The organism is Thalassospira sp. ER-Se-21-Dark (assembly GCF_017922435.1).
Lineage (GTDB): Bacteria > Pseudomonadota > Alphaproteobacteria > Rhodospirillales > Thalassospiraceae > Thalassospira.
In genome coordinates this window covers 555,893-578,275 of sequence record NZ_VDEZ01000001.1, presented here as the reverse complement: position 1 = coordinate 578,275, position 22,383 = coordinate 555,893, and the positions used below count along the sequence as shown (strand labels likewise).

Below are 22,383 nucleotides of genomic sequence, written 5' to 3'. Positions count from 1 at the left end.
AAAGCAAATGGCGGCGATCACGCTTCATATCGCGACCCTTGAGGATGCCCCGGCCATCCGTGCCTTGTTTGCGCGGTCCTATGCGACGTTTCTGGTCCATGACTATGCGCCGGAAATGCTTGAACGCGCCATGCCGTTTTTAACCTTTGCAAAGCCCGAGTTATTAAGTTCGGGCACCTATTACATCGCCAGGACAGAGGCCGGTGACGTTGTCGGCGCAGGTGGCTGGACAGCGGTTCGGCCCGGAAGCCAGGAAGGTGATGTCCAACCGGGGCTGGCCCACGTCCGGCATTTCGCCGTCGATCCCGATCACGCGCGAAAGGGCATTGCCAGCATGCTGTTTGATCGCTGCGTAAGCGACGCCAAGGCATCTGAAAATGTCACGCGCTTTGAATGCTATTCCACGCTGACGGCCAGACGGTTTTATGAGTCACTTGGCTTTCGGGTGATCGGTGATTTCGAAGCGCCTTTTGCCCCGGACTTCCGTTTTCCCAGCCTGCATATGGTCTGTGATCTCGACTAATCGCGCAGCTTCAGGTCGTGGGGCAGGCGGGTATTGGCATTGACGCGCGCCCGCTGGATTTGCTCGGCAAACAGGCCACGCGTGCCACTCAGATCCGCATCGCGGAAATCCGTTCCGGCCAGATTGGTGCCGCTCAGATCACAATTGACCATCTTGAGACCCCGGAAATTGGCATTGGATAGGTCCGATCCCAAAAACACCGTGTTGCGCATCATCGCCTTGTTAAACCGTGCGCCTGAAAGTCGGCTTGCCGCCAGGTTGGCATTATTCAGATTGCTTTCACCAAAATCCGCTGCAACCAGGTTGCAGCGGCGCAATACCGCATCCTTGCAATTGGCACGATGGAAACTGGCAAACGGCAATCCACACCGGCTGAGATCAATGCCTTCCAGCTCGGCCTCGCGCAGATCGGCATGTTCGATGGACATCACAGCCCCTTCGCGCCCACCTGTATCCACCCAAAGCTTGTGACTGATCAACGCCGCGTGCAGGTCAATCTCGACGAGTTCCTCGTCTTCTGCCGTGGTGTCATCCTCGGCCTCAATCGGTTCATCGGCGGCATCGGACGGCTTGGTTTCATCACTGGCAACGGCGGCAGGCAGGACCTCTTTGGCAGATTGAAGGGCCTCTAGGTTCTGTGCGCTTGTGCGTTTGTCATGCGTACTCGGAACACCAACAAGCTCGCCATCACCAAATGTCTGACCGGCACCGTTCAGGCGTGGTCGGCTATCGGCGATGTCCAGATTTGTGGGCATGCCGATGCCAGGCGACGGTTTGGCGGGCTTTGTTTGCGTTTTCGGTCCGGCACCGTCGTTTTCCGGTGTTTCGGAAGTCTCGGTGCTTTCGGGGACCGTTGCCGTCGGATTTTTTGGCTTTGCGCTCGCGCTGGTGGCATTCGAAGCCACCATTTTCGCAAGATCCTGTGGCCGTGCGGGGCCGAAATAGTTTTCCTCCAGCACGAAGCGGCGTGGTTTTTTCAGGACCGTCTCAATGATCTTGGTCAGGCGTTCTGGATCAATCGGTTGGCGAAAAACGCCCTCAATCCCGGCGTCGACCGCATCGCGCATGCCCCGGCGATCCAGTTTCGGCGCGCCGAGCAGGATCGGGACGATACCGCCATGGGGATTTCCACTCGTGGCGGCATCACGAATGGCGCGAATTGTCGAAATACCGCGGATGCCATCAAGATAAAGACCGATCAGAACCAGATCCGGTTTAAGCTCGGCAATCAGTTCGATCGTGCGTTCGCGGTCGTCACACTCAACGAAGTTGCCAAAGCCAAAATGTTCAACGGCTGCGCGTGCGGCACTGATGTTCCGTTCGCTGTAATCCGCATACAGGATTGTCTTTTTCTTGTTGGCATGGCTCGCCATGATGGGCGGTATTCCCTTTGCTCACGCGTTTTTTGGATCGGATCCCGTTGGCAGACTTCTGTCAGGGGCTGTCTGACGGTATGCTGAAAGTACGCCGTGCTTCAGAGTGTGGACTTCTGGTGGCATCACCGGTTCCCGGATTTGCACCCTCATCAAAGTCTTCTCCACCGCTTGACGGGGCTCTGAATTCGCTGCCTTCTGATGCGCCGTTAGCGTCGAAATTGGTCTCGACCATTTCAATGGTTATCTCGACCCGACGATTGGTTGCCCGCCCCTCGGGTGTATCGTTGGTCGCCAGTGGCCGACTGTCGCCATATCCTTGAATGACCATGCGGCTTGGATCCGTACCATTCTGGTCGATCAGAAAGTGCAGAACCGACGTCGCACGTGCCGCCGACAGGTCCCAGTTCGATATATAGGGAGACGACGCCGAAACAGGAACGTTATCGGTGTGACCGGCGACAAAAATTTCGCCGGCAGTCTGGTTAATCACCGGTGCGACGCGGTTCAGGATGGCGGCAAATTCATCTGTCATGCCCGACGAGCCGGACGGAAAGGCCAATTCGTTGGGAAAGCGCATGACAACCTCGCCGTCAATACGCTCCAGCCCGACCTGATCCTGAAGACCCATATTATCAAGAACCTTGCCAAGCGTTTCTTCAAGCGCCTCGGCCTTTTCTTCCTTGCTGTCGGTTTCGTCGCTTTCAACCTCGGGGGTCTCGGCCTGCGGGATTTCCGACACCACACGCGGGGTATCGGGTGTTGGTGCCTTAAGCGATTTGCCAACGATGGAGCCATCAAGCTCGATCACCCCGGCAAGTTGATCCTGTTGGGAAAAACCAAAGGCCGCCTTGACCGAACCGGCAATCTGTTTGTAGCGGATGACATCCATCTCGGCAAAAGTCAGCAACAGCACAAACAGGACAAGCAGCAACGACATCAGATCGGCGAATGTCGCCATCCAAGCCGGTGCGCCTGCTGCTGGTTTCTTTGCCATCGCCTATGCCCAGTCTGCTGCCTGAATGCGCGCTGCCATCACGATCATGCTCCGCCGTCTTCAGGATCGGCCGGAACGCCCCCCGGAAGATAGGGACCGAGGATTTCCTTCATCACCATCGGGCTCTGGCTGGCCTGGATCTGCACCACCGATTCAATGATCAGCTGTTTGGTGTTTTTCAAACGATCAACCTTAAGGGCCAGTTTGTCGGCAACCGGAAGCGCGATCAGGTTGGCCAGAACAGCGCCATAGAAGGTGGTCAGCATGGCAATTGCCATTGCCGGGCCGATGGCATCCGGGTCTGACAGGTTGGCCAGCATCTGCACCAGACCAACCAGTGTCCCGATCATGCCAAATGCCGGGGCTGTATCACCGATGCCACGGAACATCAGTTCGCCAAGCTCGTCATTCTGGATGGATTTTTCCACCTCGCTTGAAATCGAACTGCGGATCACCTCGCCGCTGTGACCATCCACGCACATGCGGATGCCGCGCGCCATGATTTCATTTTCGACTTCAACGCTTTCAAGTCCCAAAAGGCCGTTCTTGCGCACGATGCCGGCAAGTTCGATCGCCTTTTCATAGATCGAAAGCGGGTCTTCCTTGGGGTTCTTGAACGCAATGCCAATGCCGATCTTGAGCGACTTGATAACATCACGCATCGGGAATTTGATCAAGGTGGCGGCTGCTGTTCCGCCAAACACCACCATGACGGACGGAAGGTCGACAAAGGAATCAAGGCTGCCACCCATCAAGATGGCGCCAAAAATAACGCCCATCCCGGCGATAATTCCAATAAGTGTCGCTATATCCATGTCGGTTTTAAAATCCGGCCTTAAAACAAGTTCGTCAAACGCATCGTTACCAAACGGGGGGGCAGGCGACACGTGGCGGGTCGTACACTAATCAGTGGTCTGACAGACACACAGATGAAAATCGTCTGCTTGAAAGGCTGCCAGATGGAAATGAAACGCGGACTACACTCCTGAAATTGGGACTGTGTTACTGGTTTTCCATATGCTTGCAGCAACTTCTTGCCGACAATGACCAAATGCCGCCGATAATCATCGCCGTTCGGTGATGAAGTTACTGCCTTGGTTTGGAAAGGCATATACGTATGGCGTTAAATGTTTGTTGCCAGACTTTCGAACAGCACTCAACCCCGCCCTAAGAATAAGAAAATTCTATTCCTGTGGCGGGGCTCTTTGGTTTTACACCAAGGAAACAGTCCCAAACAGGACCGGAATTCTGACATTTTCTGATGTTTGCAAGGACTTACCGGTAAAACTTGCCGAAAAATCTGGCTCAAACTAGCCCAGTTCGAACGACGAAATCCCGAAAGTCATATCAAGATCAAGCTTCGGTGCCGGCCCCTTATACATGCGGGCTGTCTCGAACTCCGGCACCATGCCATGGGCCGAGGCCAGATCAATTGCTGCCTGATTGGGCTCAGGCACATCGAGATAGACCTTGCCGCTCTGATCATCCCGGCTTTGCAAAAGGGCGCCAAACAGGGTTTTTGCATCTGTGGCATCGGGGGCAAACAGTGGTCCGATCTTGTGTCCTTCAAGGCATGGGCGGATCACACCATATGCGCGAACACCCATCAAACCCTTCAGGGCAAGGGCTTTGTGTTTGTCGTTGCCAATCCAGCCACGCAGGAACTCAATCCGGCTTTCCGCGAACAGGTTACAGGTCTGCTCAAACGCATCGACAATGGCAATGTCATCGACCGCAAGTGTGAACAGATCATCTGGCGTTTCGCCACTGGCCGTGACCACGCCGCCAAAACGAATGTTGCGATGGGCAAACTCAAAACCCGATTTGCGATAATTGTCCTGTTGATCGACAACGCCATCAAGACCGATGGTTTTGGGAACGCTACCCTCAAGCACGGCCTGCCACAGGCGATAGCCAAGACCCGACCCGCGACGATCCGGGCGGCAGATGTAAAACCCGACAAAGCCAAAGTCCGAGCTGTACTGGACTGCTGAAATGACCGCCGCCAGTCCCTGTTTGTCAAACGCGCCCCAGAACCCTTCCGAGTCGGTGTTGAAAAACACCTCTGCATCGGCAAGGCCGGGGTTCCAGCCCTCTTTGGTGGCCCATTCAACGGCAAGGGGAAACTCGAATGATTTCAGACGGCGGATTTTGTCAGGCATCGCTTTGTTCAGACTTCCAATAAACAGATCAAGGTAGCACTTGCCGCCGCTGACAGGGCAAACGCATGTGCCAAACATCTATCACGCACCGCCAAAATCAATGATAATTTTTATTGAGAATGCCTATCATTGTTATTATTACAGGCAAACACATCTTGTCCGCGCACCTTTTTTCCGAGAGCCCACCATGTCCACATCGCTTCTGACGGCCAAAACGCGCATCGCACTTCCAGACAGTGCCGCCCTGATCAAACAGGCCGCCGCGTTCTATCGTGAACATGATTGCGATGTCACAGGGGATGAGGATCAAACGCGGATATCGGTTTCCATCGGCCATATTCAGCTCAGCAGCACAGAAACCGTTCTTGAGGTCGAAGTCGGTGCAAAGACCGAGGTCGATGTCATCCAGATGAAGTCGGCGATTATTTCGATCCTGCAGGGGGCGGCACCTGGGGCTGATCTTGATTGCCGCTGGACGGGGGCGGGCAAAAGCAACGGCAAACTGCCTAATTTCTGCGAACTGACAGTGGGCGAGATCACCGACCTTTCACCGCATATGCGGCGCTTGCGCCTTCATAGCCGTGATCTTGAGGCTTATAACAGCAAAGCCATCCATGTCCGGCTTCTGATCCCGCCGCGTGGGCAGCAAAATCCGCAATGGCCGACCCTTGCCGATAACGGCATGCCCGTCTGGCCCAGTGGTGAAAACACCATCGAACAACGCGTCTATACGATCCGCGCAATCGATGCCAAGGCCGGCTGGATTGACGTCGACTTTGTCATGCATGGCGATAATGGCCCGGGCTCGGCCTTTGCCATGCATGCAAGCCCCGGGGATGTTGTGGCGATGACCGGCCCCTTGGGAACCGCACTGCCTGAGGCCGACTGGGTTCTGTTGGCCGGTGATGAAACCGCCTTGCCAGCCATTGGCCGTTATCTGGCCGAAATGCCGGGCCATGTAACCGGCCACGCGATTATTGAAGTCGCAAACAGATCAGACGTTATCGCGGTGCCCACCGACAGTCAGATACAGGTTCAATGGCTGTTTCGCGATGATCAATACCTTGTCGCGCGCAGCCTGATCCAGGACGCCATTCGATCTGTGGAAATTCCCGATGCGCATGATCGCGTCTATTGCTGGGCCGGGGTGGAGCAGGCAGATTACAAACCGATCCACACTTATTGGCGCAAGGATTGTGGCCTTGATCGTGATCGCTGTGTCGCGATGACATTCTGGCGCAAGGCCGGGCGTTAAATCCCGGCGTCACCGCGAATATCTTTTGAAGGCAACTGCGCACTCCGAAACCGTCAGGCTTCGGCCTGCTGGCCAACGCGTTTGCGTTGCGGGCCAAACAGGCAGGTCAGAATAAGGATCACACCTGACACCGTCGCGATCATGCCTGCGGCACTGACCGCATAGGGTGATCCGAACCAACCCGGACCATACCCCGCCAAGACATAGCCCAGAATGGCCGAGATGGTGGCAAACGCGACCGACCAGCCGACTTGGCGGGCCAACTGATTGGTCATCAGTCGCGCGCTGGCTGGCGGGCAGACAAACATTGCAATCACGATAATCGACCCGACCGCATCAAAGGCTGCAACGGCGGCAACGGCTGTTGCCACCACGAGCGCAAAGCCAAGCGCGCGGGTACGAATACCAATCGCCCCGGCAAAGGCGGCATCAAAGGTCGAGATTTTCAATTCTTTCCAGAACAGGAAAATAAACAGCCCGATGCCGACCAGAACAACCGCCAGACGCGGCAATTGCGGTGGCAGTGTCGCAAGGGCCGCCGGATCCAAAAGCGATCCCCAACCTTCGGCATCAAACCAGATCAGGCTTTCCAGATTGCCCAGCAACGCATGCTGCACATCGATATGCACAGAACTGGTATCGGTAATTTCAAGGAATAAAACACCGGCGGCAAACAGGGTTGTGAAAACCAACCCCATCGCCGCCCCCGGCTCAACCCGCCCGAGGCGTTTGACGATTTCGATCATCACCACGGCAATGATCGCAGCCGCCCCTGCGCCCAGCATCATCGGAACGGCGGTGATGGTGCCGGTCACCAGAAAGGCCGCAACAATACCGGGCAGCACAACGTGACTGATGGCATCACCAATCAGGGCCTGGCGACGGAGTAACAGGAAATTACCCGGAAGCGCACAGGCAATGGCGGCCAGCGTGCCAATCACAATCGGCGTCAGGCTCAGTTGCACAAACTCCGCGCCAAGGGCTGTGATCAGATCATCGATCATGCCTTTGCTCCCTGGGTGGTTTGCGCGTTCTGGATCATGCGATCAATCTCGGCGATTTGGTCGGGCGTCATCATCCGTTCAATCGGGGTCAACCCGTCATAGCGTTCAATCGCTGAGTCATCGGGCAGCATCCGGCGCGCCATCGCCCAGCGGGCTTCGTCATGGGCGGCTTTCTCTGCGGCAATCCGGCCGCGCGCGGTGGCAACCCCGTCTGCGCGGATCATCCCGGCACGGCGCAGGATGCGAATGGTCAGCCCGTCATAGATCGGTTCACGGCGCGCAAGTGACAGCAAGCCTTGCCGGCGATGCACGCGGCGCTGGAACCGCTGATGCCGCAACGCCGATGCCAGCCCGCCACGCAACGGCGAAAACAGGGCCGAGATCATAAAGAATCCGAAGGCCACCAGAACAATGATCGGTCCGGTCGGAAGTGCCGCGTGCGCGGCCGATAACACCGCCCCGACATAACCCGAAAGACCGCCAATGACGGCGGCAATCCCGATCATCTTGCCGACCTGATTGGTCCAGAAGCGCGCCGCCACCGGCGGAATGATCAAAAGGGCGACAATCAGGATAAGGCCAACGATCTTAAGCCCGATCACCGTGACAATCAGGGCAAGCCCCATCATGGCCAGGTCGATATTGCGCACATTAACCCCGGTGGTCGCGGCATATTCCGGATCAAACGCCACAAGCGTCATCGGACGCCGAAGCAGGAAAACAAAGCCTGCTGCCAAGGCCCCGGCAACGGCGATGGTGGTGGCTTCGGAAATCAGCATGCCGGCGGTCGAACCCAGCAGGAAGTTTTCAAGCCCGGCCTGACGGCCTGATGACATGGTCTGGATCACCGTCAAAAGAACGATGCCAAAGCCGAAAAATACCGACAGCACGGCACCGATCGCGGCGTCCTCGGTCAGGCGGGTTTTGCGCGTGATCCATTCGACCATCAAAAGCCCGATGGCCGATGAAATCGCCGATCCCAGAATAAGCCCCGGCAACCAGCGCCCGTCACTGCCAAACGCCACCATGATAATGAATGCAAGCCCGACACCGGGCAGGGTGGCATGACTGATCGCATCGGAAACAAGGGCGCGTTTACGCAGGAAAATAAACGCCCCGGCACTGCCCGCCGACAGGCCAAGCAAGCCCGCACCGATTGCAACAAGCGCGCTGTTATAGCCAGCCTGCAGGAAAAGGGCGCTTATGAAATAATCACCAAATCCCATGTGCGTTACGCCAGATGCAGTTCATCGATATGGGTGGCGGCAAGTCGCCCGCCATAGGTTTCCTGAAGGTTTTCGGCGGTGAAGGTCGTCTCGACCGGGCCTTCGGCAATGCGCCGCACATTGATCAGAAGAACCCGATCAAAATACTCGGCCACGGTCGAAAGATCATGATGCACGCAGACGACTGTGCGGCCTTCGGCTTTAAGTTCCTTCAGCACCGAAACAATCGCGCGTTCGGTCGCGGCATCGACGCCGGCAAACGGCTCATCGAGCAAATAGAACTCCGCATTCTGCGCCAAGGCACGCGCCAGAAACACACGTTGCTGCTGGCCGCCGGAAAGCTGGCCGATCTGGCGGTCGGCGAAATCGGCCATGCCAACCCGTTTCAGGCACTCCATCGCCTGTTCACGATGGCGCGCGCGCCACAGGCGAAACAGCCCGACCGATCCATAAAGCCCCATCAGGACGACATCAATCACACGCGCCGGAAAATCCCAATCAACACTGGCACGTTGTGGCACATAGGCGACGCGATCGCGGGCATCTTCAAACAGCTTGCCAAAAATGCGCACTTCGCCCGAAAGGCGCGGCACCACACCAAGTGCACCTTTGAGGAAAGTCGACTTGCCGGCACCATTCGGGCCAATAATCGCGGTCATGGAGCCCGCCGGGATCGAGGCATCAACGGAAAAAACAGCAGGCTTATTGCCATAAGATACCGTCAGCCCGCGCACGGTCAGCGGCGCGTCCTTGGATGCGACGTCCAGTATCTTGCCTGATTCTGCAACCAGTTTGGCGCTGCTCATGGTGTGTATCCTGCTTCGTTTTGCGTCATGCCATCTGGATTAATATGTGAAGCGGTTATGATCCGGCCGCAAGCTTACCCTGAAAGCCGCCTTCAGGAGCATCGCCGCCAAGGGCGCGGGTGATCAATGTCGCATTGTGATCGATCATGCCGATATAGGTGCCTTCATAGGTGCCCGGCTCGCCCATCGCATCGGAATAAAGCGTACCACCAATCGTAACGTCCTGGCCACGGGCAGAAGCCCCTTCGATTAGGGCACGCACATTGCGTTCCGGGACGGAGCTTTCGACAAAGACGGCTGAGATCTTGCGCTCAACAATGGTGTCGACCAGTTCCTCGACCCGCCGCAGGCCCGCCTCAGACTCTGTTGAAATGCCCTGAATGCCCAGCACGTCGAAATCATAGCCACGCCCGAAATAGCTAAACGCATCATGGGCGGTCAACAGCACGCGGCTTTGCTTTGGCACGGTGGCGGTGACGGATGTCATATAGTCGACCAGTTTTTCGATCTCGGCCACATGGGCATCGGCATTGGTATTATAGGTTGCCTCGCCATCAGGATCGGTTTTGATCAGGGCATCGCGCACGGCATAAACCACGGTTTCCCAGAGTTTCGGGTCCATCCAGACATGCGGATCAAACCGGCCTTCATAGTCGGCATGGCTCAGAAGCTTCTCGCGCGCCACGGCTTCGCCGACAGCAACCACGTTGCGCCGCTTGCCAAGATCAAGGAAAAACTCTTCAAGCTGCGCCTCAAGATAAAGGCCATGCCATAAAACAAGATCGGCACGCGCCAAGGCGGCGATATCGCTTCGCGTCTGGCGATAGGAATGCGGATCCACACCCGGCCCCATGAGCGCCGTGACCTCGGCCCGATCACCGGCGACCTGACGCGCGGCATCGGCAATCATCGATGTGGTCGCAACCACATTCAACGGTTTCGCATGGGCAACACCCGCACCAACAAACAGCGCAACGGCAAGTGCAACAAGATAACGAGCGACGGGTCGGGCAGTGGGGAAAAACGGCATCAGGGCATCCGAAAGCTAATTGGAATTACTCTGGTAAATGTCCCCTATTTATGTGCGGACTTTTAAAGTTAGTCAAGGCTAAATTGCTATTTGCCAACTTACTTGTTATGAAGGTTTCAGGAGTCTGGATTGGAGAATTCAATGGGCGAAGACACCCAGCTTAACCCGCGTCACAACAAGGCCGAAGTTTTTGCGCGCCTGCGCGACGCGCATGCCCGCGAAGTGACCGAAGACTACGTGGAAATGATCGGCGATCTGATCGCCGAAGAAGGCGAAGCGCGCTCAGTCGCCCTGGCCGAGCGCTTTGGCGTAACGGCGGCGACGGTGAATAACACCATCAAGCGCCTGGAACGCGACGGCTACGTCACCTCACGCCCCTACCGCTCGATCTTCCTGACAGAAAAAGGCGAAACCCTCGCCAAAAAATGTCGCGAACGCCACCAGATCGTCTATAACTTCCTCGTCTCTATTGGCGTCGACCCCGAGGTCGCGGAGTTCGATGCCGAGGGGATTGAACATCATGTGAGTGAGGAGACGTTGAGGGTTTTTAGGAGCGGTTTCTTTAAATGTTCCTGCCGTTGACTGCGGGGACAGGAAAAGTCGAACAACTTAGAATTTTATTGTCAGAGACTGAGTGTGCCTTTGAAAAATAGCAAGCGGGATACGGCGTTTGAGAGTCGTTTTTAGCCGGCCAAGACTTGTTTATTATCGGAAAAATTATCGTTAATGTTGAAAGAAGATTTCACCGTCAATTTGATGATGAATAACTTGATTTAACCAGTGTTAGCTGTGGTTATCGGGTTGCAAGTTGAATTTGTTAGGCTTCTTAGAGCATTCGGAAAATACCCTTTGCGGAAAGCATTAAGATGTTGTCACTAGACCGTGCTCTTAAACACTATTGAAAGATGCACCTCGAAGAGGTTGTGAACTTGATCTTAGACGCTAATTGCAACGCAGAAGCTAATGTCATTGGAGCTAACGTCTCTTAAATATAAACAAAATGCTACTAAATTTATCGATTTGACTTTGATTGGGAGTTGGGTTCGTTTTCATGATTTCAAATCAAATTATGGTGATTGGCGGAGATGGCTATGTTGGAAGGCCATTCTGCAAATTTTTAGCTTCTCGAGGCTACCGTGTGACGACGTTTGATCTGAAATTAGACCCTGCAATGGATGCGCGTAACTTCAAGTTTGATTTTTCAGAATTTGATTACGTTTACATTCTTGCTTGGGATGTTGGAGGTTCAAAATATTTGTACCAACGAGATGCACAATTTCGACAGCTGGATTGGAACGTGAAGCTCTTGTCAAATTTATTGCCTCAGCTTTCTGAGGGCGGTGTTCCTTTTTTATTCGTTTCTAGTCAACTAGCTGAAGAGATTGACACAGTCTATGGTGTTACAAAGCGTTTGGGCGAAGTGTGGACAGGTCTCATTGGGGGGGGGAATGTTAGATTATGGAACGTTTACGGTGGCTTGGAGCAGGTCTCTCAGCGATCTCACGTTATTTGCGATTTTGTTTGGCAAGCACTTACTTCCGGAGAAATACGCATGATCACGACAGGGGAGGAGATGCGTCAGTTCGTTTATATGGAGGACGCACACGAAGCGCTGGAACGAGCAATTTCTCTGAGGTTAAGTCAGGGTCCCTACGATGTAACTAGTTTCGAATGGGTATCAATCTTAGACGTAGCGAATGCTATTGCTTCTGAAACGGATGCCAAAGTGATTCCAGGTGAGATTCAGGGCCGTACTCCAATAACTCCTATCCGGGGAAAAGTGCCAGGCTGGAGTCCTAAAACCAGCCTTGAGAAGGGGATTAGGCAAGTTGTTGAGCTCACTCGGCGATCCATAGATGCGCAGGCGACGTGTTGAGTGGGCCGTCAGTTAGCGTCTTCTGTTTCCTGTTATATAATGAAGGTAGACTTGGCTTGCGGGCTTCCGGTGCACATTTCCGAACTCGATTAAAGACATAGTAACGAGTCCTGTTGAGCTTGCTGGTGTATCAATGAGCAAGTGCATCAAGGTTTCATTTAACGGAATGTCAGGCAATGTGGGAAGTTTATAGAGAATTGAAGTATCAGTTTGGAAGAGTATTGTTTCGGTATTACGCGAGGGGCATTTTTATCATCCGAGCACTTCTCTCTTTCCAGGATTTTCCAAGCAAGGTCCAGCGCAATTTACAGTGATCGTGATCAAACGGGGGGGCTTTTTATGGAGAGTATTTATAAGATTTTGGTCAACATCTCATAAGCGTAGCATTTGTAACTTTAGCTCGTACACGATTAGCAAGTTTTGTTTGGATTGGTGTCTGGGTCAAATTTGGTAGCGAAGTTGATTGATGGCCACCATTCTTCAAGTTCCGCATCTCACAGAAGCACCCGAGCTTTACAATTTAGCGAGCTTTGTTCATCTGGAAAATGGCGGAGAGGGTGGGATTCGAACCCACGGTACTATTGCTAGTACAACGGTTTTCGAGACCGCCCCGTTCGACCACTCCGGCACCTCTCCGCATGTGTGGTCTTGGCGTTCGAGGCGGTGTTTACCGGGATGAGCGCCAGATTGCAAGAGGGAAATCTCAAATTTCACCGAACTCTTTTGCCTGGGCTTTTGGGGCGCGATGTTTGAACCGGTTTGCAAGTCTGGCAAGCTCGCGCAAATCTGCGGCTTTGGCCTGCCGTCCCGGGCGGCGTAAAAGGTCACTCTGTGGTTGACTCTTCGAGGCAAAAGCGGTAATTCACCCGTTCTTCGCAGCGGTTCGGTATCTGTTAGCAGCGGCACCGAGCTGCGCGTTTGTGTTTCCAGAATGTTTTTCAGGAACTTTTAGATGTACGCAATCATCAAAACTGGCGGCAAACAGTATAAAGTTGCTGCCAACGACGTTATCAAAGTCGAAAAGATCGCTGCCCAGGCCGGTGACACCGTGAAACTTGAAGAAGTTCTCATGGTTGCTGGCGACGGTGCGCCGAAGGTTGGTGCTCCGTTGGTCAAAGGTGCTTCTGTTACCGCAGAAGTTCTCGAGCAGGCCAAGGGCGACAAGGTGATCGTTTTCAAGAAAAAGCGCCGGCATAACTACCGTCGTAAAAATGGTCATCGCCAGAACCTGACTGTTCTGCGCATCAAGGACATCAAAGCCTGATTTATCAGGTTGAGATGCAGTTTTAGGAGAGTTTCATGGCTCATAAGAAAGCTGGTGGTAGTTCGCGCAACGGTCGTGACTCCGAAGGTCGCCGTCTCGGCGTTAAAAAATTCGGTGGTCAGGCAGTTGTTGCAGGCAACATTCTCGTTCGTCAGCGTGGCACCAAGTTCCATGCCGGTGACAATGTTGGCCTCGCCAAAGACCACACCCTGTTTGCGACTGTGAACGGTTCTGTCCAGTTCAAGTCGGGCTTCAAGGGTCGTACCTACGTAACCGTCGTTCCGGCCGAGGCGTAAGCCTCCCGTCGGCTGCGCGATACGTAGCAAGATTTTCGAGGGAGGAATGAGCAATCATTCCTCCCTTGTTTTATGTGATATAGAATTTCGGACCCCGTCGCTGCGCGTTCCTCGCGCACCGGGGAGCCAATATAAAGTGATAAACGGGTGCGCCCGAAGGACCGGTTATGAAGTTTCTCGATGAAGCCAAGATTTATGTGCGCAGTGGCCGCGGCGGTGCCGGTTCGGTCAGCTTCCGCCGTGAAAAATATATCGAGTATGGCGGGCCGGACGGCGGCGATGGCGGCCGGGGTGGCGACATCATCCTCGAGGCGGTCGAGAACCTCAACACCCTGATCGATTTCCGTTATCAGCAGCACTTCAAGGCCGAAGTCGGTATGCATGGCATGGGCCGGCAGCGTACTGGCCGTTCCGGTAAATCCATCACGATTAAAGTCCCGGTCGGAACGCAGGTCCTTGCCGAAGATCGCGAAACCCTGATTGTCGATATGATCGAACCGGGCCAGACCTATCTGCTGTGCCGGGGTGGTGATGGCGGCCGTGGCAACACGCATTTCAAATCCTCGACCAACCAGGCACCGCGTCGTGCCGAAGAAGGCTGGCCGGCAGAAGAAATGTGGGTGTGGCTGCGCCTGAAGCTGATCGCCGATGCTGGTCTTGTCGGTCTGCCGAATGCCGGCAAGTCGACCTTCCTTGCCGCATCCTCGCATGCACGTCCGAAAATCGCCGATTATCCCTTCACCACCCTGCATCCGCAGCTGGGCGTGGTGAATGTCGATGATCATGAATTTGTTCTGGCCGATATTCCCGGCCTGATCGAGGGCGCATCCGAAGGCAAGGGCATCGGCACCCGTTTCCTTGGTCATATCGAACGCTGTGAAGTTCTGGTCCATCTGATCGATTGCGCCGAAGAAGATCCGGTCGCAACCTATAAGACGGTGCGTGAAGAGCTTGAAGGCTACGCCGAAGAACTGGTCGAGAAGCCCGAAATCGTCGTCCTGTCCAAGGCAGATCAGCTCCTGCCCGAAATGGTCGAGGAGCAGCGCCAGATCCTTGAAAAGGGCATCGGCAAAAAGGTTTATATCGTGTCCGGCGTGACCCAGCAGGGTTTGAAGGAAATCCATCGCGAAATCCGCGCCTATATTGATGGGGAGCGTGAGCGCCGTGCGATGGAAGGCCGCGAAGAAGAGGGCTTCCAGCCGTGACAAGCAATGCCCTGGCGGATGCAAAGCGCCTGATCATCAAGGTGGGCTCGGCCCTGCTGGTTGATGAAAATACCGGCAAGCTGCGTCGTGCCTGGCTTGAAGCATTGGCTGATGATATCGCCCTTCTGCGTGAACGCGGGGTCGAGGTGATTGTGGTCTCCAGTGGTGCGATTGCGCTTGGTCGTCGGTTGCTCGGCCTTGATCACCGCACGATCAGTCTGGCCGATAAACAGGCCGCCGCCGCCACCGGACAAATCAGCCTGTCACAGGTCTGGCAGGAGGCGCTTGGTCGCAATGGCCTGACCATGGCACAGGTGCTGGTCACGCTTGAGGACATGGAAGGCCGTCGTCGCTACCTCAATGCCCGTGGGACGCTCAATGCATTGCTTGGCCGTGGCGCCATTCCGCTGATCAACGAAAATGATACCGTCGCGACCGAGGAAATCCGCTTTGGCGATAATGATCGTCTGGGCGCCAAGGTCGCGCACATGATTTCGGCCGATACGCTGGTTCTGCTGTCTGACATCGATGGTCTTTATACCGCCGATCCGCGCAAGAACCCGGATGCCGAACTGATCCCCGAAGTCCGCGAACTGACGCCAGAGATTTTCAATATGGCCGGTGTCGCGCCGACCATGTACAGCTCTGGCGGGATGGTCACCAAACTTCAGGCTGCCGAAATCGCCATGAAGGCCGGGTGTCGCATGATCATCGCGCGCGGCACCATCTATCATCCGTTGAAAGCCCAGCTTGAAGGCGCCCCCAATACCGTCTTCCTGCCGAGCGAAAGCCCGCTTGCCGCACGTCGTCACTGGATTGCGACCTCGCTCAAGGCGTCAGGAGCCATCATTGTCGATGCCGGGGCGGCCAAGGCCCTGGCGGCGGGCAAGAACCTTCTGGCGGCCGGAATAACCGGCGTCGATGGCCGGTTCAAACATGGCGATGCTGTGCGGGTGCTGGGGCCTGATGGGGCGCAGATCGCGCGCGGCATCACATCCTATGGCGCGGAAGAAACCCGGCTTCTGATGGGCCATGCATCGGCCGACATCGAAGTCACCCTTGGCTTTACGAGAGGCAATGCGATAATTCATTCCGATGATTTGGTCATCGCCGGGGACTAACCGAAAGCTGTTACCTCGTGGATTGTGAAAGACCGGTGCCATGATGCCGGTCTTTTTGTTTTCAGTGCTTTTGTGGGGGCAGTTCTGGTCGCAAAGCCAATGCGTGCCAAGGGTAAACCGCTGCGGGAAAGTTGTCTTGTGAGTCGTACTGTGAATGACTTCTACCCTCAGTTCGAGTGCTCTGGTTTCGCGTGAAGCCGTGTTGATCGCTCAGGCCGCCTTTGGGAATTATCGTCAGTTGGCATATGTCGTCATGAAGGGGCGAAGCTTTGGATCGTTTGCCAAGCTGTCGGGAATGACGATTTTCTGCAAGCCGATACGCTGTAGGCACATTTGTTCATCAAGGAGGTTACCTTTGCAAACAGGGTGGTTCTGCCAGTCGGGAAACAGGGTACTCAGGCTGGCGGCTTGATTCCGATTAAGCAGTGCCAGGCTGGTCTTCTCGCCGATCGGGTGGCCGACTTTTTTGAAGAGTTCAAAGATCAGTTCTGCGCTGTAAAACGCATCGGTGCCTGGCATGAGATATCTGTCGTAGGGCAGGTGATAGAAGTCATAGGCGGCTTCTGATGCCGGATGGTTCAAATGGCCATATCCACGGATATCCTTGGCGTCGACATAGATCGCAAAATCTTGATTGGTACCGGCATTGATAAACTCATCCATTGGTACCTCTTCTACCCCGTCAGTTTCAGAAGAGGATTGCATCACGTAAGGTCCACCACCAGTAACCCGGATGATACCAACGTGGGTGAAAAAACTGCCGGTTACTTTCCTAAGTGCAACTGCCTCAAATGATTGGCGCTGCTGAAAAATCAGTGCGCCATGCGGTGGATCTGTATCAAAGAAATACTTGTCAACCATGCTTGGTAGATCTTGGGCTGATGCAATGGCCGGGTTTGCAAAGGCAAATATAAGGCAGGAGAAGAATGTGTACAGCAAGTTCATGTTAGGGCTTCTCCGGATGGGGCTGTCCGTGACGGGCGACGCGGAAAGTATCGGTGCGTTTTTTTAGTATCGCAGGGGCGGGCTAAGGTGCGGTTAATAAATAAAAAAAGGCTGCCTTCGCAATGCAGAAGGCAGCCTTTTTTGTGGTGGCACTATGGTCCGGATATGCGGACTTAAGCAGCCTGATCGGCAAGAGCGCGAGCCATCTGGCTCAGTGCTTCCTGATGCTTCTCGTGCTTGATGCTTGCGAAGTTGCGCGCAAGTTCCAGGCACATACGCTGACGCGCATTGAGCTCGGTTTCCTGATTGCCTTCCAGGCCTTCATAGAAATAGCTTACCGGAACGCCAAGTACCTGGGAGATCTCATAAAGGCGACCAGCAGAGATGCGGTTAATGCCGCGCTCGTATTTGTGAGCCTGCTGATAGGTAACGCCAATCAGATCCGCCATCTGCTGCTGGGAAAGACCCAGCATGATGCGACGTTCGCGGATGCGCTGACCAACATAACGGTCAGTGTCTGTGGCGCGGTTTGCGCGTTTCGGTTCTTCGTTTTGAGCATTCTCAGTCATTTTATAATCCGTTATCAACCGCCAGTTATTATTCCCCACTTCGGATGCTGTCGGGTTCGTTGTTTTTCCCGATATGTCACACCCATCGCGGCACCTTTCAGGCACTGCGATTTTGATGACCTGTACCTGAACATTGGTCAGATAATCATTACAGCTTTCCGCCAGAAGCTAGCTATATAGGTCAATCGAGCTGTCTTTGTCTAGTGCAGAAGGCGAAAAAAAGACGTTCGTTTCTACGCTGTCTGGTTTGTGATGAAGCGCATAGCTGGCATGCGCGGACTGAATGACCGGCGGTTGCAAAAGGTTTTCCTGAGGTAGGATCTGACCCAGAAGCTGGGTCCAGAATGCTGCACTGCCCACAAGATCATGGGGTTGCAGCCACGCGCCACCACCCTGCGCAATTTTTTCCACAGGTGAAAATTGCGTCAGTTGTTCGATCCCGATCCCGGCAGGACCATCGGTTCCACTGCTCGCAGTTTCGGTCCTGCGGGCCGGGAGCATGGAAATCGGTGTGATCGCGGTCATGTGTTTTTCGGTTTATTGGGTCATTGTTGCCTGTGTATTTCGGGACTCCGTGGGTTTTGGTGCGTGGTCATGGCATTCACCCGGCAAAAATTGCCGCCTTTCGGCGGTGCCGGGCGTTCTGAAAGTGTTAACGAAAAATTTATGCAGGATTGGTGCCGGACGGCTTGGGCATGCTGCGGGCATTGTTTGCCGCCCGATCTCATGCGGGCATGAAAAAAGGCGAAGTGCGCTATGGCAGCTTCGCCTTTTTGATCTCAGAGCCCGGGATGCGGGCCGGGGGCCTTATTTGCCGGATTTGCCACCGGCAAGATTGTTAAGCTGCGCCTGCATGGCTTCAAGCTGGCTTTTCAGCTCATCAAGCGACGCATCGGATTTCGCAGCACCGGGTGCTGTCGGCTTTTTCGGGCCGTCGCCGGTCGGCTCACCGTTTTCATCCTGCATGAAGGGCGAGAACATCTTCATCGTCTGTTCAAACAGCGCGATGTTCTGTTTGTTCATTTCCTCGAACTGGCCAAACGGGAACATGCCCTGCATGGTGCCCTGCATATATTCGCGCATCTGTTCCTGATTATGGCCAAAGGCGCGCATTGCCTGTTCAAGGTAGCTCGGCACCAGCCCCTGAAGGCTGTCGCCATAAAAACCGATCAATTGGCGCAGGAAGCTGATCGGCAGGAGGTTCTGCCCCTTGTTTTCTTCCTCGACAATAATCTGGGTAAGGACCGGACGGGTGATGTCTTCACCCGATTTCGCGTCATAGACAACAAAGTCGGTATTGTCTTTGACCATCTGCGAAAGGTGATCAAGCGTCACATAGGAACTGGTCGCTGTGTTATAGAGGCGGCGGTTCGCATATTTCTTGATAACGATGCGGTCCTGATCATCTGATTTCTTGTTGGTCATGGCGTCTTTCCTGCTTCCCTGTTTCCCGGACGTATGTCTGGCGAACCTTCTGGTGGTGTCGTTCCACCTGCTTTGCGCCCCGGCAATTCACATTGTTGCGTTTACGATGTTGCGCAGCATTTTCGATTTTGCATTCGCTCAGAAGACTGTGAGAGTGCCGCGAATTTTCCAATGTGTCCAGTATTCAACGCGAAGTGCAGTGCGAAAAACAACTTTGGATACCGTTTGTTGCGCCACAGCACGGGAATTCGTTTTCCCGCGACCCTCAACCTCTTATAGTGGTCGCCAACAGATACGCGTCGCATCTGAACAATACTGGGAACAATAAGGGTATCGCCGATGGCCAAGGCTACGAACGACCCCGACCAATCACAAACCACAGGGGCTTCGTCATCAGACGCCGATGACGAACGGCTTGACCAACTTGCCCGGCAGTTTCTTGAACTCTGGCGCCAACAGGTCGCTGCAACCGCTGACGGTGCCCATGCCGCCAGTGCCATCGGGCGCCTTTATGCATCCCTTGGTGCCGATACCACCCGCATGGGTGAAGGCTTTGAAGCCTGGGGCAAGCTGATCGGTCAAATGGCGATGGGCCAGCATCCCGCATCCGGTGTTGGAAATCCAATCGGCAACCCGATGGGCGATGCCATGGCGGCGGCCAATCCTTTGCAGGCGATGCTCGATCAGATGGCCAAGGCCGCACGCGAACTGCCGGCATCCCCGTTCGCGGGCATGCCGTTTGCGCCCGATATGTCTGCCATGGCTGGTATGGCCGGGATGACGCCAAAACCAGACACTGCAAAAGCTGAACCGGATGTCGCGGATGCTGCCGGTAACACTGGCGGGCAGACATCCGATAAAGACAGCGCACAAACATCCGCCGCCGATGAAGCCAACAAGACTTCCAAAACCAAACGTGCCGCAAAAAACGCTGCAAAGGGGCAGGGGAAGAATGATCAGTCCGCCAAAACAAAAACCGCTTCCGCCAAAACGCGAAAATCAGAGGCGGGCGGGGCCAAGACCGCTTCCGATGCATCTGGCAGTCGAGATGACGAGCTGGCTCAGCTCGCGCGCCGCATTGCCGATCTTTCTGAAACAATTGCTGCCCTGGAAGCCGGAACTGAAGGATCAGGCGGAAAGTCTTCTGGCTGAGCTTGAGGCCTATCACCCTGATGACGTTGCACAGGCACTTGATCGTGTCGCCTTTGATCGCCATGCCGGGTTCCATGACGGGGTGCGGGCCTATCAACGCCATCCCTATCGCCGCCCGCGTGATCAGGACCGCAAGGATATCCCGACCGTCTGGGAGGAAGGCTCGACACGGGTGTATGACTATGGCGCGACGTCTGACAACAAGGCGGCGAAAACCGGCGAAGTTGTCCTGCTTGTGCCGTCGCTGGTCAATCGCGGTTATATCCTTGATCTCAATGAAAAGCGAAGCTTTGCGCGCTATCTGGCCAAATGCGGCTATCGCCCGCTTCTGGTCGAATGGGGCTATCCCGGCATGGACGAAGCCAACTTTGGCCTTGATGATTATGTTGCTGGCCGTCTGGTCACCATTCTTCAGGACGTCGCCGATATCAATGGCGGGCCGGTGCCGGTGGTGGGCTATTGCATGGGCGGGGTTGTTGCCCTTGCGGCGACACTTCTCGATCCGGCACAGGTGTCAAAGCTTGTTCTGCTGGCAACCCCTTGGGACTTCATGGCTGCTGGTCCGACCCAGTCACGCATTGCTGCGGCCTTTGCGCCCTCGCTGCCGCAAATGCTGGCAATCCATGACACTTTGCCCGTGGACGTGCTGCAAAGCCTGTTTGCCAGCCTTGATCCCTTCATGATGGGCGAAAAATTCCGGCGTTTTCAGGCCATGGCAATGGATTCAACCAAGGCACAGGATTTTGTCGCCCTCGAAGATTGGCTGAATGATGGTGTGCCCTTGCCGCGACGGGTCGCGGTCGATTGCCTGATTGGCTGGTATGTCGAAAACCGCCCGGCCAAGGGCCAGTGGCAGATTGACGGCATTGATATTAACCCGGCGGATTTGTCCTGCCCGGTGCTGGCCGTGATCCCGGAAAATGACCGCATCGTCCCACCCGAAAGCGCGCAGGCGCTTTTTGATGCCTGCCCCGAAGATCTCCGCACCGAACTTCATCCCTCCGCCGGGCATATCGGCATGATGGTCGGATCACGGGCGGAAAAATCCACTTGGAAACCGGTGGTCGATTGGCTTGCGGGCTAACCCGAAAGCCCACTTTTAATCGGCACTTTCGGTGGCAAGTTGTTGGGCGCGCTCCGGTGCCCAGCGCAGGGTCAGGCGCGCCAGAAGGGCGATGATGATCAGCGTCAGGATCACGCGTCCGACAAGGACAACCCAGATATCCGCACCAAGGGCCAGCATGATCGCCGTATCCTCGATCAGGGAATGTGACAGCGACAACCAACTGAGCGACAGGAAAAGGGTGCGTTTGGGGTAATTGTTCTTGCGCGCCTCATCAATGATCAGCGCCCCGCCATAGGTAATGCCGAGTAACACACCGATGGTGGTCACTGGTGCCACATCACGCGAAATGCCCGAAATGCGCAGGACCGGCATCATCGCCTGTGTGATGCGCGCCGTGATTCCGGTTTTCTCCAGGATATCCAGCAGGATCAACAAGCCGACAATCACGCCAAAGGTTACCACAAGCGATTTGATCACCTGAATGGACCAATCCATCCACGCGGCCAGCCCGCTGGTAGCGGCGGTCGCAGCTTCACTGCCGACCATCCAGGAAAAATCAACCGGCTCGGACAGCCAGCCTGTCACGTCGCTAACCCAGGTGACCAATGCGGCATAGCCAATTGCCGCCCCGACGCGAAGGGCGGTGGTCGCCCAGAAACTGGCCCCGGCCCGTTTGACAATCGCCTGTTCGACCGGCAGGCCATGGGCAAACAGCATCATGGCACACAGCGCACTCAGCTGTGCCGCAGTCATATCAAGATGCGCTGCCAGCCCGACAAACGCACCGACCGCGCCATACATGCTGACCAAAACGCAGGTCGCCCAGATCAGCCCGGCCTCTGGCGGCAGGCCGATCAGCGCCATCACCGGTGCCAGCCAATTGGATACCAGTTCAACCGCCCCGAATTCCTCGGCAATGCGGACAATCACCATCACGGGCAACATCACCTTGATCAGGGTGATGAACAGTTTCTGGCTGCGGTTGATCAGGTCAAAGGCATAGCGATGCATGGGGCGGCAATCCGGTTAGGTATTGAGGGTTTCAATGGTCGTGGTAGGCGCATGTAAGGTCGTTCAAGGCCGCGATC

Annotated in this window: 23 protein-coding genes and 1 tRNA gene; 10 read left to right on the top strand and 14 right to left on the bottom strand. The window is 55.2% G+C overall.

Annotation, left to right across the window (positions count from 1 at the left end; translation table 11 throughout):
• Positions 1–7 precede the first annotated feature (7 nt).
• Positions 8–523, top strand: a complete 516-nt coding sequence (locus FHI25_RS02525; RefSeq protein ID WP_210514799.1) for a GNAT family N-acetyltransferase — start codon at positions 8–10, stop codon at positions 521–523.
• Here FHI25_RS02525 and FHI25_RS02520 read toward each other — a convergent pair.
• The 4 genes from FHI25_RS02520 to FHI25_RS02505 all read right to left on the bottom strand — a co-directional run bounded on the left by FHI25_RS02520 (position 520) and on the right by FHI25_RS02505 (position 5,055).
• The gene (locus tag FHI25_RS02520) at positions 520–1,896 is read right to left on the bottom strand and encodes a pentapeptide repeat-containing protein (RefSeq protein ID WP_210514797.1); all 1,377 of its coding nucleotides are present in this window, start codon (positions 1,894–1,896) and stop codon (positions 520–522) included. The genes FHI25_RS02525 and FHI25_RS02520 overlap by 4 nt on opposite strands.
• A 61-nt stretch (positions 1,897–1,957) precedes the next feature.
• Positions 1,958–2,893, bottom strand: a complete 936-nt coding sequence (locus tag FHI25_RS02515) for an OmpA family protein (RefSeq protein WP_210514795.1) — start codon at positions 2,891–2,893, stop codon at positions 1,958–1,960.
• Positions 2,894–2,937: 44 nt separating this feature from the next.
• Positions 2,938–3,708, bottom strand: coding sequence for a MotA/TolQ/ExbB proton channel family protein (locus tag FHI25_RS02510; protein ID WP_210514792.1), 771 nt, complete (start codon positions 3,706–3,708; stop codon positions 2,938–2,940).
• A gap of 495 nt (positions 3,709–4,203) precedes the next feature.
• The gene (locus FHI25_RS02505) at positions 4,204–5,055 is read right to left on the bottom strand and encodes a GNAT family N-acetyltransferase (RefSeq protein ID WP_246878864.1); all 852 of its coding nucleotides are present in this window, start codon (positions 5,053–5,055) and stop codon (positions 4,204–4,206) included.
• Positions 5,056–5,242: 187 nt separating this feature from the next.
• On the opposite strand from FHI25_RS02505, the gene FHI25_RS02500 reads away from it, so the two are divergent.
• Entirely contained in the window at positions 5,243–6,310 is a 1,068-nt protein-coding gene (locus FHI25_RS02500; protein ID WP_210514787.1) for a siderophore-interacting protein, read from the top strand.
• A 53-nt stretch (positions 6,311–6,363) separates the two neighbouring features.
• Here the strand turns inward: FHI25_RS02500 and FHI25_RS02495 are convergent, their stop codons facing one another.
• From FHI25_RS02495 to FHI25_RS02480, 4 genes are read right to left on the bottom strand one after another with little or no spacing between them, the layout of a single operon-like run.
• On the bottom strand, positions 6,364–7,314 hold the full coding sequence (locus FHI25_RS02495) for a metal ABC transporter permease (protein WP_210514784.1): 951 nt from the start codon (positions 7,312–7,314) through the stop codon (positions 6,364–6,366).
• Positions 7,311–8,540, bottom strand: coding sequence for a metal ABC transporter permease (locus FHI25_RS02490; protein WP_210514781.1), 1,230 nt, complete (start codon positions 8,538–8,540; stop codon positions 7,311–7,313). The genes FHI25_RS02495 and FHI25_RS02490 overlap by 4 nt, the downstream gene beginning before the upstream one ends.
• Positions 8,541–8,545: 5 nt before the next feature.
• Positions 8,546–9,346: a metal ABC transporter ATP-binding protein gene (locus FHI25_RS02485; RefSeq protein ID WP_246878863.1), complete on the bottom strand. Its 801-nt coding sequence runs from the start codon at positions 9,344–9,346 to the stop codon at positions 8,546–8,548.
• A gap of 55 nt (positions 9,347–9,401) precedes the next feature.
• Complete coding sequence (locus FHI25_RS02480) at positions 9,402–10,376, bottom strand: zinc ABC transporter substrate-binding protein (protein ID WP_210514778.1); 975 nt, start codon at positions 10,374–10,376, stop codon at positions 9,402–9,404.
• 141 nt (positions 10,377–10,517) lie between these two features.
• On the opposite strand from FHI25_RS02480, the gene mntR reads away from it, so the two are divergent.
• A complete protein-coding gene (mntR, locus tag FHI25_RS02475; protein ID WP_210514775.1) occupies positions 10,518–10,958 on the top strand; it encodes a manganese-binding transcriptional regulator MntR in 441 nt (146 codons plus the stop codon).
• A gap of 469 nt (positions 10,959–11,427) precedes the next feature.
• Positions 11,428–12,252, top strand: coding sequence for an NAD(P)-dependent oxidoreductase (locus tag FHI25_RS02470; RefSeq protein WP_210514772.1), 825 nt, complete (start codon positions 11,428–11,430; stop codon positions 12,250–12,252).
• 546 nt (positions 12,253–12,798) lie between these two features.
• Here FHI25_RS02470 and FHI25_RS02465 read toward each other — a convergent pair.
• A tRNA-Ser gene (locus tag FHI25_RS02465) sits at positions 12,799–12,888 on the bottom strand.
• Between the two features lie 316 nt (positions 12,889–13,204).
• On the opposite strand from FHI25_RS02465, the gene rplU reads away from it, so the two are divergent.
• From rplU to proB, 4 genes are all read left to right on the top strand, one after another.
• Complete coding sequence (gene rplU, locus FHI25_RS02460) at positions 13,205–13,516, top strand: 50S ribosomal protein L21 (RefSeq protein WP_008889408.1); 312 nt, start codon at positions 13,205–13,207, stop codon at positions 13,514–13,516.
• A 35-nt stretch (positions 13,517–13,551) separates the two neighbouring features.
• Positions 13,552–13,812, top strand: coding sequence for a 50S ribosomal protein L27 (gene rpmA, locus FHI25_RS02455; RefSeq protein WP_008889409.1), 261 nt, complete (start codon positions 13,552–13,554; stop codon positions 13,810–13,812).
• A gap of 167 nt (positions 13,813–13,979) precedes the next feature.
• On the top strand, positions 13,980–15,017 hold the full coding sequence (gene obgE / locus FHI25_RS02450) for a GTPase ObgE (RefSeq protein ID WP_210514769.1): 1,038 nt from the start codon (positions 13,980–13,982) through the stop codon (positions 15,015–15,017).
• Entirely contained in the window at positions 15,014–16,138 is a 1,125-nt protein-coding gene (gene proB / locus FHI25_RS02445) for a glutamate 5-kinase (protein WP_210514766.1), read from the top strand. Before obgE ends, proB begins: the two co-directional genes overlap by 4 nt.
• A gap of 234 nt (positions 16,139–16,372) precedes the next feature.
• Here proB and FHI25_RS02440 read toward each other — a convergent pair whose 3' ends face one another.
• The 4 genes from FHI25_RS02440 to phaR all read right to left on the bottom strand — a co-directional run bounded on the left by FHI25_RS02440 (position 16,373) and on the right by phaR (position 19,077).
• Positions 16,373–17,083, bottom strand: a complete 711-nt coding sequence (locus FHI25_RS02440) for a YiiX/YebB-like N1pC/P60 family cysteine hydrolase (RefSeq protein ID WP_210514764.1) — start codon at positions 17,081–17,083, stop codon at positions 16,373–16,375.
• A gap of 173 nt (positions 17,084–17,256) precedes the next feature.
• The gene (locus tag FHI25_RS02435; RefSeq protein WP_062956477.1) at positions 17,257–17,652 is read right to left on the bottom strand and encodes a helix-turn-helix transcriptional regulator; all 396 of its coding nucleotides are present in this window, start codon (positions 17,650–17,652) and stop codon (positions 17,257–17,259) included.
• 168 nt (positions 17,653–17,820) lie between these two features.
• Entirely contained in the window at positions 17,821–18,177 is a 357-nt protein-coding gene (locus FHI25_RS02430; protein WP_008889413.1) for a hypothetical protein, read from the bottom strand.
• Positions 18,178–18,459: 282 nt separating this feature from the next.
• Entirely contained in the window at positions 18,460–19,077 is a 618-nt protein-coding gene (gene phaR / locus FHI25_RS02425) for a polyhydroxyalkanoate synthesis repressor PhaR (RefSeq protein WP_210514762.1), read from the bottom strand.
• A gap of 339 nt (positions 19,078–19,416) precedes the next feature.
• Between phaR and FHI25_RS02420 the strand changes: the two genes are divergently transcribed.
• Together FHI25_RS02420 and FHI25_RS02415 are read left to right on the top strand one after the other, a co-directional pair.
• Positions 19,417–20,229 carry a hypothetical protein gene (locus FHI25_RS02420; RefSeq protein ID WP_210514760.1) on the top strand — a complete coding sequence of 271 codons (813 nt, stop codon included), beginning with the start codon at positions 19,417–19,419 and terminating at the stop codon, positions 20,227–20,229.
• The gene (locus FHI25_RS02415; protein WP_081579273.1) at positions 20,126–21,313 is read left to right on the top strand and encodes an alpha/beta fold hydrolase; all 1,188 of its coding nucleotides are present in this window, start codon (positions 20,126–20,128) and stop codon (positions 21,311–21,313) included. Before FHI25_RS02420 ends, FHI25_RS02415 begins: the two co-directional genes overlap by 104 nt.
• A 15-nt stretch (positions 21,314–21,328) precedes the next feature.
• On the opposite strand, the gene FHI25_RS02410 is transcribed toward FHI25_RS02415, so the two are convergent.
• Positions 21,329–22,306: a nucleoside recognition domain-containing protein gene (locus FHI25_RS02410; RefSeq protein WP_210514757.1), complete on the bottom strand. Its 978-nt coding sequence runs from the start codon at positions 22,304–22,306 to the stop codon at positions 21,329–21,331.
• Positions 22,307–22,383 lie beyond the last annotated feature (77 nt).

What these genes read in the sequence shown, in the direction of transcription:
- FHI25_RS02495 (WP_210514784.1), bottom strand. Translation starts at nt 7,314, where the DNA reads ATGATCGATGATCTGATCACAGCCCTTGGCGCGGAGTTTGTGCAACTG.
- FHI25_RS02500 (WP_210514787.1), top strand. Translation starts at nt 5,243, where the DNA reads ATGTCCACATCGCTTCTGACGGCCAAAACGCGCATCGCACTTCCAGAC.
- FHI25_RS02420 (WP_210514760.1), top strand. Translation starts at nt 19,417, where the DNA reads ATGGCCAAGGCTACGAACGACCCCGACCAATCACAAACCACAGGGGCT.
- FHI25_RS02415 (WP_081579273.1), top strand. Translation starts at nt 20,126, where the DNA reads ATGACGAGCTGGCTCAGCTCGCGCGCCGCATTGCCGATCTTTCTGAAA.
- FHI25_RS02430 (WP_008889413.1), bottom strand. Translation starts at nt 18,177, where the DNA reads ATGACCGCGATCACACCGATTTCCATGCTCCCGGCCCGCAGGACCGAA.
- rpmA (WP_008889409.1), top strand. Translation starts at nt 13,552, where the DNA reads ATGGCTCATAAGAAAGCTGGTGGTAGTTCGCGCAACGGTCGTGACTCC.
- FHI25_RS02490 (WP_210514781.1), bottom strand. Translation starts at nt 8,540, where the DNA reads ATGGGATTTGGTGATTATTTCATAAGCGCCCTTTTCCTGCAGGCTGGC.
- FHI25_RS02515 (WP_210514795.1), bottom strand. Translation starts at nt 2,893, where the DNA reads ATGGCAAAGAAACCAGCAGCAGGCGCACCGGCTTGGATGGCGACATTC.
- FHI25_RS02485 (WP_246878863.1), bottom strand. Translation starts at nt 9,346, where the DNA reads ATGAGCAGCGCCAAACTGGTTGCAGAATCAGGCAAGATACTGGACGTC.
- FHI25_RS02480 (WP_210514778.1), bottom strand. Translation starts at nt 10,376, where the DNA reads ATGCCGTTTTTCCCCACTGCCCGACCCGTCGCTCGTTATCTTGTTGCA.
- FHI25_RS02520 (WP_210514797.1), bottom strand. Translation starts at nt 1,896, where the DNA reads ATGGCGAGCCATGCCAACAAGAAAAAGACAATCCTGTATGCGGATTAC.
- obgE (WP_210514769.1), top strand. Translation starts at nt 13,980, where the DNA reads ATGAAGTTTCTCGATGAAGCCAAGATTTATGTGCGCAGTGGCCGCGGC.
- rplU (WP_008889408.1), top strand. Translation starts at nt 13,205, where the DNA reads ATGTACGCAATCATCAAAACTGGCGGCAAACAGTATAAAGTTGCTGCC.
- mntR (WP_210514775.1), top strand. Translation starts at nt 10,518, where the DNA reads ATGGGCGAAGACACCCAGCTTAACCCGCGTCACAACAAGGCCGAAGTT.
- FHI25_RS02410 (WP_210514757.1), bottom strand. Translation starts at nt 22,306, where the DNA reads ATGCATCGCTATGCCTTTGACCTGATCAACCGCAGCCAGAAACTGTTC.
- FHI25_RS02525 (WP_210514799.1), top strand. Translation starts at nt 8, where the DNA reads ATGGCGGCGATCACGCTTCATATCGCGACCCTTGAGGATGCCCCGGCC.
- FHI25_RS02435 (WP_062956477.1), bottom strand. Translation starts at nt 17,652, where the DNA reads ATGACTGAGAATGCTCAAAACGAAGAACCGAAACGCGCAAACCGCGCC.
- phaR (WP_210514762.1), bottom strand. Translation starts at nt 19,077, where the DNA reads ATGACCAACAAGAAATCAGATGATCAGGACCGCATCGTTATCAAGAAA.
- FHI25_RS02510 (WP_210514792.1), bottom strand. Translation starts at nt 3,708, where the DNA reads ATGGATATAGCGACACTTATTGGAATTATCGCCGGGATGGGCGTTATT.
- FHI25_RS02505 (WP_246878864.1), bottom strand. Translation starts at nt 5,055, where the DNA reads ATGCCTGACAAAATCCGCCGTCTGAAATCATTCGAGTTTCCCCTTGCC.
- FHI25_RS02470 (WP_210514772.1), top strand. Translation starts at nt 11,428, where the DNA reads ATGATTTCAAATCAAATTATGGTGATTGGCGGAGATGGCTATGTTGGA.
- FHI25_RS02440 (WP_210514764.1), bottom strand. Translation starts at nt 17,083, where the DNA reads ATGAACTTGCTGTACACATTCTTCTCCTGCCTTATATTTGCCTTTGCA.